Origin of the sequence: Sphaerospermopsis sp. FACHB-1094, from assembly GCF_014696195.1 — a bacterium.
Taxonomy (GTDB): domain Bacteria; phylum Cyanobacteriota; class Cyanobacteriia; order Cyanobacteriales; family Nostocaceae; genus Sphaerospermopsis; species Sphaerospermopsis kisseleviana.
This window is the reverse complement of sequence record NZ_JACJPT010000039.1, coordinates 28,767-42,210: the sequence shown is the minus strand read 5'-3', so window position 1 is coordinate 42,210 and position 13,444 is coordinate 28,767. Positions and strand designations below refer to the sequence as shown.

At 36.7% G+C, this 13,444-nt stretch carries 9 protein-coding genes and 1 pseudogene; 7 read left to right on the top strand and 3 right to left on the bottom strand.

Annotated elements, in window-relative coordinates; genetic code table 11:
- Nucleotides 1-65: 65 nt before the first annotated feature.
- A complete protein-coding gene (locus H6F47_RS13855; RefSeq protein ID WP_190346978.1) occupies nt 66-272 on the top strand; it encodes a DUF29 family protein in 207 nt (68 codons plus the stop codon).
- Here H6F47_RS13855 and H6F47_RS13850 read toward each other — a convergent pair.
- The gene (locus tag H6F47_RS13850; protein ID WP_190346979.1) at nt 269-1,723 is read right to left on the bottom strand and encodes an NAD(P)/FAD-dependent oxidoreductase; all 1,455 of its coding nucleotides are present in this window, start codon (nt 1,721-1,723) and stop codon (nt 269-271) included. The genes H6F47_RS13855 and H6F47_RS13850 overlap by 4 nt on opposite strands.
- A 475-nt stretch (nt 1,724-2,198) precedes the next feature.
- Between H6F47_RS13850 and H6F47_RS13845 the strand changes: the two genes are divergently transcribed.
- Together H6F47_RS13845 and H6F47_RS13840 are read left to right on the top strand one after the other, a co-directional pair.
- Nucleotides 2,199-3,353: an XdhC/CoxI family protein gene (locus H6F47_RS13845; protein WP_190649619.1), complete on the top strand. Its 1,155-nt coding sequence runs from the start codon at nt 2,199-2,201 to the stop codon at nt 3,351-3,353.
- A gap of 43 nt (nt 3,354-3,396) precedes the next feature.
- Nucleotides 3,397-4,032 (top strand): nucleotidyltransferase family protein, encoded by a 636-nt coding sequence (locus H6F47_RS13840; protein ID WP_096569867.1) that lies wholly within the window; start codon nt 3,397-3,399, stop codon nt 4,030-4,032.
- Nucleotides 4,033-4,100: 68 nt separating this feature from the next.
- Here the strand turns inward: H6F47_RS13840 and H6F47_RS13835 are convergent, their stop codons facing one another.
- Together H6F47_RS13835 and H6F47_RS13830 are read right to left on the bottom strand one after the other, a co-directional pair.
- Entirely contained in the window at nt 4,101-6,920 is a 2,820-nt protein-coding gene (locus H6F47_RS13835) for a substrate-binding domain-containing protein (protein ID WP_190649616.1), read from the bottom strand.
- Nucleotides 6,921-7,714: 794 nt separating this feature from the next.
- Nucleotides 7,715-9,646 carry an ATP-binding protein gene (locus tag H6F47_RS13830; RefSeq protein WP_190649614.1) on the bottom strand — a complete coding sequence of 644 codons (1,932 nt, stop codon included), beginning with the start codon at nt 9,644-9,646 and terminating at the stop codon, nt 7,715-7,717.
- 381 nt (nt 9,647-10,027) lie between these two features.
- Between H6F47_RS13830 and H6F47_RS27935 the strand changes: the two are divergent.
- The 4 genes and pseudogenes from H6F47_RS27935 to H6F47_RS13815 form a co-directional block, all read left to right on the top strand.
- A pseudogene (locus H6F47_RS27935) lies at nt 10,028-10,258 on the top strand (dihydrofolate reductase family protein); the annotation flags it as partial.
- 219 nt (nt 10,259-10,477) lie between these two features.
- Nucleotides 10,478-11,659, top strand: coding sequence for a GNAT family N-acetyltransferase (locus H6F47_RS13825; protein WP_190649612.1), 1,182 nt, complete (start codon nt 10,478-10,480; stop codon nt 11,657-11,659).
- 75 nt (nt 11,660-11,734) lie between these two features.
- On the top strand, nt 11,735-12,118 hold the full coding sequence (locus H6F47_RS13820; RefSeq protein WP_096569859.1) for a DUF4346 domain-containing protein: 384 nt from the start codon (nt 11,735-11,737) through the stop codon (nt 12,116-12,118).
- A gap of 122 nt (nt 12,119-12,240) precedes the next feature.
- The gene (locus H6F47_RS13815) at nt 12,241-13,011 is read left to right on the top strand and encodes a COP23 domain-containing protein (RefSeq protein WP_096569857.1); all 771 of its coding nucleotides are present in this window, start codon (nt 12,241-12,243) and stop codon (nt 13,009-13,011) included.
- Nucleotides 13,012-13,444 lie beyond the last annotated feature (433 nt).

The following is a 13,444-nucleotide window of genomic DNA, read 5'->3' as shown; positions in this document are numbered from 1 at the left end:
ACACTTTTTCCGGTATACCCTTCAAAACCCTTGCACTAATTTCTGTGTTTATCAGCCTCTAACCTTTGATATATCAAGGTTTTAGGTTTATTCAGCAAACCCTATATAATTATTTTTTGGGTTGTTTAGATGCTGTTTATCTCAAAGCGAAAAGACAAGCAATTAATAAAACAGGTTTACCAAGTGCAACTTTTCCTGAACAATGTCCTTTTACTCCTGAAGAAATTTTAAATAGTGATTATTTTCCTGATTCAGACAAAAACGAGAATTAACTATAATTTATCATCATCAAAATACCCAATATTATCACTCCTGCTAAAATTGATAAATTCCGAGTAGTTCTATTGCTTTTATGCAATATTTCCCAATACGATAACTCATGATTTTGAATCAATAAAAAGCAATGGGGAGAAAATAAAAACGGAAATAACCGATTTAAAAGTAACCGCAAAAAGAAATTAATACTCCATAATCTTTTTTGTACTTGATCCTGATTATACTGCCAAGGATAACCAATTTGTACTAAACGAATTAAAGCTTTAATATCCAGTTCACGTAAGTTTTGATAACGTGGAAGTGCAGCAGTAAGATTATCTTGAGTTTCTTGTAAAATTTCCTGGAAAATATAAATATCTTCCAATGCAGAATTAACACCTTGTCCAATATCAGGGGGGAAACAATGCACCGCATCCCCTAATAAAATTACTGCTGTTCCTTGGTTATCTTCGGGTTTGCCAAAAATTTGATATAGTCCTGAACAATATTGAGGAACAGGAAATTTACCACCTTCACTAAATGTAAATCTGGCAATTTCTTCAGAAGAGATGATTTTTTCTACAGGAAGTTGGGGAAATGCTTGTTTAAAAAATTCCTCAACTTCTACTGGTGTTGATAATTGCCAAATTTGATGGTTTGGGTAGGTAATAATATTCGCTGTTCTGGGTTGTTGGGGATTTTTGAAAGGTAATAAACCTAAAGAAATTGCTTTTTTAGGTTCTTTAAAACTTGACCGAATCGCATAAGCCATTGTAGATTGTGATAAATCCCCCTCTGTTTCTGATAAGGGAAATTGAGGAGGTAAGGTCAAAACTTTGTATTTTAACCCAGCACTAGGAGAAGGAAATTTTTGCATTTCAAATAAATTTGATTCTCCTGATATTTCAGACAATGTTTTTCTGACAATGGAATTTAAACCATCACAACCTAAGATTAAATTAGGAACAAAAGATACTGGTTCTTGATTTTGAGATTTGGTAATAACTTCTAACTGTTCTGAATTTTGCGAATGGGGTTTAATTTCTACACATTCAGTTTTAAATAAAACTTGAATTTTATCTTGCCAATTTTGCTGAATTTCTTGGTAAAGTAATTCTACAAAAGCTGCTCTAGGTAGCCAATAAGCTGTTTTGCGTTTAGAATCAGCAATAGGTAGTTTTGTGGTTTTACGTATTCCGTCTTTTTGAATGACAGTTAAGTAAAATTCAGTATTAGGAACACTTAAATCCGCAAGTTTATCAGTTATTCCTAAAAAATCTGTTAGTTTTTGTCCTCTTCCATCAATTTGATAATTAAATGATTTATCGGGTTCATAATAATCTGCTGATGGTCGTTTTTCAATGACTGTAATATTTTTCCAGCCTCGTTTAGCTAACATTAACGCTGCACCTAATCCCCCAGGACCACCACCGATAATAATAACGTTTTGTTTGTGAGAATTATTCATTAGACCTCTCCAAAATAGAATTTAGTAATTTGTCATAAGTTGTAGGGGCGAAGCTTATGGGTGATAATTTGACAGAAAAATCAGACATCTCTAGATATCCCATAAGCTTCGCCCTGCCCCCATAAATAAGTTCCATAATTTCTTTTCTGGAGAAGTCTATTGTATTTAGGGGTTGCTGAGAAAGTCTTTCCGTGATGGCATAGGAGTCAGGAGTCAGGAGTCAGGAGTCAGGAGGAGATTTGAAAATTTCTTTGCCATCTCTTGAAATCCCCAAAAATGCACACTTTTTCCGGTATACCCTTCAAAACCCTTGCACTAATTTCTGTGTTTATCAGCCTCTAACCTTTGATATATCAAGGTTTTAGGTTTATTCAGCAAACCCTATTTAATCTTCAGTAATTGGCACTAAACTGTTATACTAAATATAAAATTTATATTCATGATATTTGTTAACATCACAGGATTCTCCAACAATATGAAAGAGATAAATTCTATTATTACATCATTTGTAGACAATCAACATAATAACGAAGAATTATTTCTGGCAACTGTTGTCAATGTTCAAGGTTCTACCTATCGTCAACCGGGTGCGCGAATGTTGATTACATCATCAGGTAAAATAATGGGAACTATTAGCGGAGGTTGTTTAGAAAATGATGTCATTGAACATACCCGCTTAATGACGACAGATGAAAAAGCAAAGATCATTACTTATGATACCAATGCTGAGGAAGATATTATTTGGGGTTTTGGTTTAGGTTGTAATGGTGTGGTAGATATTTTAATTGAGCGTATTTATCACGATGATCCTTTGAATCCTTTAGCTTTTATTCATCAATGTTTATCTCATCAACAACCAGGTATTATTGCTTCTGTTTTTAGTGTTTCTGGTAATATTAATGTTTCTTTGGGGGCGCATTTAACACTTAATTCTGATGGTTTTGTAAATAGTAATATTTCTGAACCTGTGATCAATAATGCTTTAATCAAAGATGCAGAATTAGTATTAAAAAATCAATCCTCTAGTTTTCATAAATATCAACTTTATTCAGGTGAGGTAAGTGTTTTTATTGAGTTGATTCAACCACCACCAAATTTAATGATTTTTGGTGCTGGCCGTGATGCAATTCCATTAGCGGAGTTTGCTAAAGCGTTAGGTTGGAAAGTGACAATTTTTGATTGTCGTGCTTTAGAATTAAGTAAAGAACGTTTTATTATGGCTGATGAAATTATTCTTACTCGTCGAGATATTTTACCTCAACAATTATCTGTGAATGCAAATTCTCTTGCTGTGGTAATGACTCATAATTATTTTGATGACTTGGCAATTCTCAAACTTTTAATACCAGTTAATATTAAATATTTAGGTTGTTTGGGTTCAAAACAGAGAATTGCTAAATTACTGACAGATGTACAGGAAGCGATGGGAGAATTTAACCCTGAAAAATTAGCTAAATTTTATGCTCCTGTAGGTTTAGATATTGGTGCAGATACACCAGAAACTATAGCTTTATCTATTATTGCGGAAATTCAAACTATACTTAAAAATCGCACTGGTGGTTTTTTGAAACATCGGACAAAACCAATAAATCAAAGAAATGAAATTAAGGAAATAGAGATTAATAATTAATTCAGATTTGAGAAAATATAGAAATTAGAAGTTATAAATAAATATGAGCAATTACCAATTACCAATTACCAATTACCAATTACCAAACGTTGGTATTATTATTTTAGCTGCTGGTGCATCAACTCGTATGGGTTCACCAAAACAATTGTTATCCTATCAAGGAGAAAGTTTAGTTAACAAAACTATAAAACAGGCGATCGCTTCAGTCTGTCATCCTGTAATGTTAGTATTAGGAGCAAATTCAGAAAGTATACTTTCTCAACTGGAGCAAATTCAACTACCGAATCTTATAATAGTTGAAAATCCAGATTGGCAGTTAGGAATGAGTGCTTCTATTTGTTGGGGAATGACTGCACTTGTAGACAATTATCCTACCATAGAAGCGGTAGTAATTACTGTTTGCGATCAACCTTTTTTAAATGCGGAAATCATTAATAATTTAGTGGAATCATATCATTCTACAAATCAACAAATTATTGCTTGTGAATATGCAGATACATTAGGAGTACCTGTTTTATTTAGTAGAAAATACTTTTCAGAATTAGCCAATTTAACGCAGGATATGGGCGCAAGAAAACTCATTAAAATCTATAAAAATGATGTTTTTAGTATTCGCTTTCCTTTAGGTGCAATTGATATTGATACACCACAAGATTATCAAAAACTTCTGGAAAATTGAATTGGGAAATGGTCAGCATTCAGCAGTCAGTAAGACATACTGAAATGCTTCACTCCGCTATCCTGGGTTCAGGATGACTCTGAACTTTCTTGGAAAAATTTCTTGAGGATAGTAATACTTTGCTCTCCATCATCAGTAGTAGCTTTCATCAGATAATTAAATAATTTATCTGAAAATGGAACACGCAAATGGAAAGTACCATCAGAGTGGAGTTTAATTTTATGACCATCAATAGTCACAGTTGCACCTGGTTCTGTTGAACCATGAATAACTAATTCCGTATCTGCTACAAACCAAAAGTCTTTACCAGGACGACTGAAAATACGAATTTTACCAGAACGAGCTATACACAACCAATCATTATTATTGGTAACATAACCAATTTCAGTCATATAGTCACGATTGCTTGTGGGAATAGCTACATAACAATCACAAATTACTTCCTCACATTCATACTGCTGAACCAGTTGAGGAAATTGATAACTGAGATCAATATCAGTCGCATCATAAAGTCGCACTGCCAAAATAGTACCCCCTATTTTTTGTGCTGCTTGTTTCTGAGTTTCCGCAACATACCAAGAAACATAAGCCCATTGGGGAGTGCGAGGTGTGAAAACAATGCTACTGTCTCCACTTATATCTGACCAACTAACAATTTCTGTGGTGTGAGTTTGCGCCTTTGAATCGGATAAGTAATCTTCGAGAATATTATCAGCACTAGCTATGTTTTCTGTATCTGCCTCTATTTCCCAGACTTGATGATTAATAGTTTCTGCGGCTAAATCAGCCTTGATTTCAGCTTGATTTTCAAAGGTATTAAATACTTCTTCTAACTCATTTGATAAATCAGATAGTGATTTTTTGATTTCATCTGTTATTGGACCTAAATCTGAACCTTCTGCTTCTGGTTTTAAGCCTAATAATTCTGATAGAGAAGTTAGAGAAGTTCTAGATTCTGGATCAGAATTTGTTGTCGAAACAGGCAACAATTCCCATAGGGAAGTGTGAGAATCAGCATCCTCTGAATTTGCGGTAACACTGAGTAATTCCCATAGGGAAGTGTGAGAATCAGCATCCTCTGAATTTGCGGTAATACCGAGTGCTTCTGTCAGAGAAACGCTGGCTTCTTTAGCAGATGATTCTGTGATATCATCTAATAATTCTGATAGGGAAATGGTGGAATTTTCCACAGGTGAATTTGCGGTAATACCGAGTGCTTCTGTCAGAGAAACGCTGGCTTCTTTAGCAGATGATGCGGCTGGTTCTTCTAGTAATTCTAATAGAGAACTGCTTAACTCATCTGTTGAAAATTCTAAATTATTAAATGATACTGCTGGAATATTTGTAACTGCTGGATAGGGAGTATTCACAACAGCTACTGGTGCTTCTGTATCCCATACCACTTCGCCAGAATCTAGAGCAATTGTTTTATCTGTAAAATGGTTTGTTACCTTTGTTCTTGTGTTTGTGGATTTTGCCGTTACTATGTTTAAAGTACCAGTTAAGGTTTTTGATTCAGTGACAGTGGAATTGTTTTCTGGCTTGGAGATGATTGAGTTTGTGTTTTGATGAGATTGTGATGTACCGTTAGTGCGCGTGGTGTGGTTAACAGGGGAAGTAGTGCTGTATTCGTCAGGTATTGTGAGTATGGTTTCGGTAATTGATGCACCACCATTTGATGTTTCTAATAAAGATATTTTTTTCTCTGCTGATTGTTGTTTTCTCTTTAACCACCAGGCAACAAAGCCTCCTAAACCAACAATGGGCAATAAAGAAAAGACAATCAAAAATTCTGCATTTCTATTTGCCAAAGGATTGACAAACTGCTGATTACCGGAATTATTTGTAGTAGGTAAAGATTCTGTTTGTAAAGAATTTGCTACAGGAGAATCTTCAGAGAATACAGTAGTATCTACAGTATCTACAGATTGAGCCGCTGGTGTGGAATTGGTTGCAGTTTCTAAAGTAAAACTTTGTAATGCACTGGCAGCGATCGCAGATGCTTCTGCATCTCTAGCTGTTGCGATCGCTTTCTTTCCTACAGATGCGGTAGTAAAACCCAAAAAACTAGCTACTGCCGGGCTAGGATTTTGCTTGTAAACATAAACCAAAGGCTGGGAAAAGGGATATTTAGATTCATTGGCTGTAAATCCCTGGATTTTGAGAGTTCGCACATCTGGTAATTTTGATACCTGATTATCTCTCGCATAACTAATACCATCAGTGCCTAATTCTTTGACAATCAGGGCAGTTTTATCTTCAGCTATTTGTATAGCGTTAGCACCAGTCCCAAATTCAGCAGATTTAAAGACTGGATAATTGCGAAAAGAATTACGAATATCGCCATTTAGGGGGCGATCAATCAAGCGAATTTTACCAGGTGCGCCTCCAAGTTCTGACCAATCAGTAATTTCACCCCGAAAAATCTTGGCCAATTGTTCAATAGTCAAACCACCTTGGAAAGGATTGTTTGCACCAACAATAATGGCAATTTTTTCTCTGTATAAGCTAATTTGTTCTAAACCTTGGGCTTTTTCTGCTGGGGTTAGTCCACGAGCGATCGCTGCTATATCAATTTCACCATCTAGCAACGCTTTGAGTGCCGCATCAGTACCATTAACTCTAATTTCTACCTCTGTGCCAGAAAACTGTTTCTCAAAACTATCTTTCAGGCTTTGGTTGATCATTACCAAACTCATTGAGCCATCAATCCGCACCCTGGTTGCATTTTCTACTGTTTGCGGTAATGGGAAAGTAGAAACATCAGTTGTTGATTCTGCTAGTACAGGCAATGATACCAAAACATTTGCTGCCAGTGGGGTGGTAGCTAAGGCTAGTGATAAGGCAAGATGAAGGACTATACTATCGTTTTTCTCTTGTTTCCACATACACACTTTATCAAGGTAAAATAAATAATCAAGCAGTCCAGCTATCAAAATACTGTTTTTGTAGAGGAGACGGGTTAATTATACATCCTTATCCCCAGTAACTTCAGTTACCTAAAAAATTCTATACTGCTGTGTGACTGGGTTGATATAACAGTATTTTTTATTATTGTTGATTTTGGGAAATATTGCCCATCACAGCTTAAATCCAAAATCACTCAGGCTTTCATGGAAAGGGGTTTAGCAATGCTAAACCCCTACTATAGCTGTATACAGAGTAGTTAGGTTTTGCTGAATAAACATGAAAAGATTATAGGTAAAGGGTCTTAGCCTGCTGGAAGTTAAAAAAGTGCAAGCTTTTATGAGGTGGTAACTGAAAAACCTTGCACTTAATTCCTACTTAGGGTTTGCTGAAAAAGTCCCTTCGTTGAGGCAGGGAATAGGGAATAGGGAATAAGGAATAGTTTTAGCTATCTGTTATCCCCAGATTTTCTAATTTATCAGACCCAAAATGCACAGTTTTTAAGGTATACCCTTCAAAAATCTTGCACTTTCTTTCCTCCTGATCAGCCTCAAACCTTTGATTTACGAGTATTTTGGGTTTATTCAGCAAGCCCTACTTAAAGAAAAAATCGTTCCTATCCAACTCTTGAAACTGTTCCCTGTTCCCTGTCTCCACGACAAGACTTTTTCAGCAAACCCTAGTTAGGACATCTTAGGACATCTATTGTTAGCGCAGCAGGGTTTTACTCCAGCCTCTTGCCTTCGTTAACTTGCTACTATATGCTTTTCTAGATTTATTTTGTTTGCAGAAATTTGTCTATTTTCGTAGTTTCTTTTTTCTCCTCTGTTTTCTCTGAGGCAGATAATAAAGATGTGTCAATCAAAGGTAAGATAATTTTCACAGTTGTACCCTGGTGCAAACCCAAACTCTCAAGGGTAATTTTTCCCCCCATCAGTTCGATTAAGTTGCGGGAAATTGCTAATCCTAGTCCAGTACCTTCAAACTTGCGTGTAGTTGTTCCATCCACCATGACAAAGGGACGAAATAATTTATTTTGTTGGTCTGGATCAATACCTATACCTGTATCTTGAACCGCAACAATAACATGAGATTTACCACCTTGCTGCTGAATCTTGGTACTGATAATAATGCTACCTTTATCGGTGAATTTTGTCGCATTACCAATAATATTAATTAGCACTTGTTTGAGTTTAACCTCATCTGCCTTAACAGGAATGATTTCATTACCTATATCACATTTTAATTGCAGTTCCTTTTGTTGGATATTCACTGATTGTAAATTAATAACTTCTAATAATAATTGACGCAATTCTAAAGGAGCAATTACTACCGATAGTTTGCCAGCTTCAATTTTAGAAATATCGAGTAAATCATTAATAATACCTAATAAATGAATAGCTGTATCATCGGCACGCTTGAGAAATTCTAATTCTTCTTCTCGATCATCACATAAACCATCTCTCACTAAACGCACACAGTTAATAATAATATTCAATGGATTCCGCAATTCATGGGAAGTTGTGGCTAAAAACTGACTTTTAACAACATTAGCTGATTTGGCTTCTTTCCAAGCTATTTCTAATTCTTCCGCCCATGCTTTGAGTCGTTCTACCATTTGATCTAATGCTTGAGCAAGTTGATTAAATTCCTTGATTTTAAAGTTACGGGGTATGGGTTGTACGGCATGGTGACTATGAATATTTAAAGCGTAGTCTCTGAGTTCTTCCACAGGACCTGCTAAATAAGGTACTAAATAGAAAGATGCTAACAAACTCGCACCTATTAAACCAACTGTTAAGACAATAAGAATAAGTTTGATTTCATCTAAACCTAGCAGTGCATCTTGAACACTAACGACAGCTAAAATAATCCATTTTTGTTGTTGCTGTTGTGTAATGGGATTAGGAATTGCTGTATACCCTGCAACTGATTCATTACCGTCGCTAAAATTAAAATTTAGGGAATCATTATTTCCCTTAATGGCATTTTTAATTACACTTTGTATTTGTTGAGAATCTGAGTATTTTTTAATATTAGTTCCTATTGTTTCCGGTAATGGATGTGCCAAAATATTCCCATCTTCAGCAATGACTACCAAAGAACCGATTAAAGAACCTTGCTTATTTTCAATTTGTCGGTGCAATGTAGTTTTGATAATTAAGGCGTAAGCTAAATTTCCTCGTTGGTTATAAACTGGGGCTGATAAAAGCAATTGTAATTGATTTTCTGGCTCACGTTTGCCAGTTGTTCCTGGTTTTGGTGGGGAAATTAATGTAATTTGGATTTCATCATTTGTAAATGACAATGGCTGTTCAATAATGGTCTGATCACCACAGCTACTAGCAATAATTTGATTTTTGCGAGCGTTTTTTTGCAGATGTTTGAGTTGAATACAATCAATCTTATTCGGTAATTGCTGGGCTAATTTGGTGATGAATTTTTCAGCTTGAGTAGCTGAACCTGACTGAATTACTTTTGTCTGACTAGCACTGAGTAAATTTGTCTTTAATGTGGCGATCGCGTCAGTTATTTTTTCACCTTTATTAATAGCACTGTCCGTTAAGTTTTGTCGTGCAGTGTTCAAGAGGCTAGAACGTGCCTTATTGAGTGCTGCCATTTCCCCAATTAATAAAACTGGGACAAATACCAGCAATATCCTGGTTACTAAAATTCGTCTAAAAGAGGATTGACGGTACTTAGCCATCGCTTGTCTCACTCCGTATCTGCAAACCACAAGAATAAAAATATGTCATCAGATGGGATAAATGAGACATTTTTGAACGAAGATAGGAGGCATGGAACAGAAGGCAGAAGTCAGGAGGCGGTTTTTGTCATGGGAATTTATACCCCGCTGCAACAATTTTTCGCCTGAAAAGGCATGAGCGTAGCGGGACAAAGTTCGGTTTTAAACCCAATTTTTTCAATAAGGTCAGGACTTACGCAAAAGGGAACGAAAGTAGGGGTAATTCATGAATTACCCCTACGCAAGAATAAGGTTTTCAGTCACATCTTGCGTAAGTCCTAAAGGTGATAAAAATTTGATTATCAATTGCCTCAAGGACGGTTAAGTTTTTCCACCACGCTCCAAAACTCAACCTCAGATGCCGTTTTATTTGGTGCGGGTACTCTTTGTGCCTACGGTACAACACTTACTGTCTCCCATCCAACACTGCTGCAACAGAGAAAAACAGAAAATAAATCTCTCTAGCCGATTCATATAGTGCTTTCAAGTTCTGGAAACCTGAATCCGGATATTAAATTCTTTCCACAACCAGTTCAACCCTGGTTACTGACAACTACAGCAGGGGCGAATTTTTAGCAAGGATCATAAGGATGATTAAGTAAGTTATACAAAATACATTTTATAGTTAGGAGAGGGAACAGGGAACAGGGAAATGGTGACTGGGGATTGGGGAAGAAAATTTTAGATTTTAGATTTTAGATTGGAGTTAACAAAAACAATCCAAAATCCAAAATCCAAAATAAATAACTCCTGCCTCCTGCTGTAATCAAAATAGATATTCACAACCACACGATGGTAAAACCACTCAAATCTAACTATTCTGTAGTTTGGACTCATAAAATTGCCGAAGTTCCTCAAACAGCCTGGGATGCTTTGGCTATGCCACTAAAAACTCCGTTTTTAGAATGGGATTGGTTGAATAATATGGAAACCTCCCATAGTGCTACAGCTAACGCTGGTTGGTTGCCAAATCACCTGACTTTATGGCGAGATAGAACATTAATTGCTGCTGCTCCACTTTATCTTAAAGGGCATAGTCAAGGGGAATTTGTTTTTGATCATCAATGGGCTGATTTAGCTTATCGTATTGGTGTAGAGTATTACCCCAAAATGTTGGGAATGTCGCCATTTACCCCGGCTGAAGGCTATCGCTTTTTAATTTCTCCTGGGGAAGATGAAGCAGAAATTACGGCAATGATGGTACACGAAATTGATGCTTTTTGCATCCAAAATAATATTTCTGGCTGTCATTTTCTGTATGTTGATCCCCAATGGCGGCCTGTGTTGGAAAAACAAGGCTTCACGGCTTGGTTACACCATAGCTATATTTGGGAAAATGCTGATTTTCAAGGTTTTGATGATTATTTAAAAGTATTCAATGCTAACCAAAGGCGGAATATTAAAAGAGAACGCAAGGCGGTAGAAAAGGCTGGTTTACGACTGCAAGCTGTCACTGGTGAAGAAATTCCTAAGTCGCTGTTTCCGTTAATGTATGAATTTTATGCGGATACCTGTGATAAGTTTGGTTGGTGGGGTAGTAAGTATCTGACCAAGGGATTTTTTGAAAGTTTATATCATAATTATCGTCATCGGGTGGTATTTTTCGCTGCTTATAATGATGAAAACCAGCGTCAACCTGTGGGGATGTCATTTTGTTTATTCAAGGATGATAAACTATATGGTCGCTATTGGGGCAGTTTTCAAGAAATAGATTGCTTACATTTTGAAGCTTGTTATTATGCACCGATTGAGTGGGCGATCGCTCACGGTATCCAAACTTTTGATCCCGGTGCGGGGGGAAGACATAAGAAACGGCGCGGTTTTCCAGCTAAACCTAATCACAGTCTACACCGATTTTACAATAATCGTTTAGGACAAATCTTACGTCCTTATATTCTAGAAGTGAATCAAATGGAAGAGGAGGAAATGAAGGCGATCAATGCAGAGTTACCTTTTAGTCAAAATAATCGTTAAAAAATCTGGTTAAAGAATTACACTGGAATTGTAATGTAAAAAACTCTGGAAATAATTTCTTTTTTTAGCATGACTATGGATTTAATACTTGATGATTTAACCGCAATTGATGATAAGCTTTCCCAACGTCATATTGATCTTGACCCCAGTGGCTATTTCATTATTTACATTGACCGCAATGAACGGTTAATTTATGCCAAACATTTTACAAATATAATTGATGAACGTGGTTTGGCTGTAGATCCAGAAACTGGTAAGGTGATTCCGGCACGGGGTAAGGTAGAAAGAACTCACACAACCGTATTTAGCGGCCGCACTGCCAAAGAATTGTGTGTGAAAATTTTTGAAGAAACTCAACCCTGTCCTGTAACTTTCTTTGACCATGCTGCTTATTTGGGAAGGGAATTTGTTCGCGCTGAAGTTGCTTTAGTGACAGGTCAGGAATACGTGCAAGATTAAGGACAGTTATTAGTTATCAGTGATCAGTTATTCTGATCACTGATCAAAAAATTAAGCCCTCAGATGAACTAAATATCAAATTCTGCGTCAAGGAAAATATCAGTATTTGTAGAGGTAAAGTTATGTCATCACAACCGCTGCGGTATTTATTTTTCAGTGGTTTGAGTTTATCCTTATTGATCGGTAACTCCGTGGCCTTCGCTCAAACTGATAGTATTGTTGTTCCCACTGTACCATCAGGCTCAACAACAACAGTACCATCAGGTTCATCCACCAATATACCCACTTCCACCCCCGTTAATACTAGCACCAGATTTAGCTGTCAATCTTACAATGGTAGATATACGGTAATGTATCAACCCCAAAGCCAACCCGGTCAATTTTTTGCTTGGGCTGCACCTCAAGCATTAGGAGGTGGTTGGAATCCGCAAAATCGTTGTCAGGCGATCGCCCAACGCTTAGAATTATACCGTCCAGATGGACTACAAGAACTGCAAATAGCCAGAGAAAATAACGAAAATATTATTTGTGTCACCACCGAAGCTAACCCCGGTTGTCGCATTGTTCTGACAGTACCACGAAATAAAGACCCCTACGCTATCCGCAGTAGTATCTTCAGCAACCTAACTACCGCAGACAACGGACAGCAAACTATAGCCGTTAACACCTACACTAATCGTCATCCAGGAGGAGTCAACGAACTGTACAATTTAGGACGTAGACTTTTAGGAGATAAAAATACTGTTAATTCTTCAAACAATGGCATTAATTTAAAACCTTTTTTAGCTCCTGAAGATGGTGGTACAGCTACACAATTACGAAATGGAGTATCAATTGGTAGTCCATCTCAACCACAAAAACAGACCATCTTAAATCCTCGTTTATTCCGTTGATCAATATCATTATAGCATTTACCAAGCTAGTGAGGTACAGAGTTTTTGATCTTAGGGAATTGGGAATTGGGAATTGGGAACAGTAAATAAATTAGGGTGTACCTCATGAGACTGGGAAACGCTATATAGGGTTTGCTGAATAAACCTAAAACCTTGATATATCAAAGGTTAGAGGCTGATAAACACAGAAATTAGTGCAAGGGTTTTGAAGGGTATACCGGAAAAAGTGTGCATTTTTGGGGATTTCAAGAGATGGCAAAGAAATTTTCAAATCTCCTCCTGACTCCTGACTCCTGACTCCTGACTCCTATGCCCTCACGGAAAGACTTTCTCAGCAACCCCTATATACATCTGTTGGTAATTCAATGTGCATGATTTGCAACCCGTTCTAGGGACAATTCATGAATTGTCCCTAAATTCATTTTCTCCAGAG

What these genes read in the sequence shown, in the direction of transcription:
- H6F47_RS13850 (WP_190346979.1), bottom strand. Translation starts at nt 1,723, where the DNA reads ATGAATAATTCTCACAAACAAAACGTTATTATTATCGGTGGTGGTCCT.
- H6F47_RS13845 (WP_190649619.1), top strand. Translation starts at nt 2,199, where the DNA reads ATGAAAGAGATAAATTCTATTATTACATCATTTGTAGACAATCAACAT.
- H6F47_RS13840 (WP_096569867.1), top strand. Translation starts at nt 3,397, where the DNA reads ATGAGCAATTACCAATTACCAATTACCAATTACCAATTACCAAACGTT.
- H6F47_RS13835 (WP_190649616.1), bottom strand. Translation starts at nt 6,920, where the DNA reads ATGTGGAAACAAGAGAAAAACGATAGTATAGTCCTTCATCTTGCCTTA.
- H6F47_RS13830 (WP_190649614.1), bottom strand. Translation starts at nt 9,646, where the DNA reads ATGGCTAAGTACCGTCAATCCTCTTTTAGACGAATTTTAGTAACCAGG.
- H6F47_RS13825 (WP_190649612.1), top strand. Translation starts at nt 10,478, where the DNA reads ATGGTAAAACCACTCAAATCTAACTATTCTGTAGTTTGGACTCATAAA.
- H6F47_RS13820 (WP_096569859.1), top strand. Translation starts at nt 11,735, where the DNA reads ATGGATTTAATACTTGATGATTTAACCGCAATTGATGATAAGCTTTCC.
- H6F47_RS13815 (WP_096569857.1), top strand. Translation starts at nt 12,241, where the DNA reads ATGTCATCACAACCGCTGCGGTATTTATTTTTCAGTGGTTTGAGTTTA.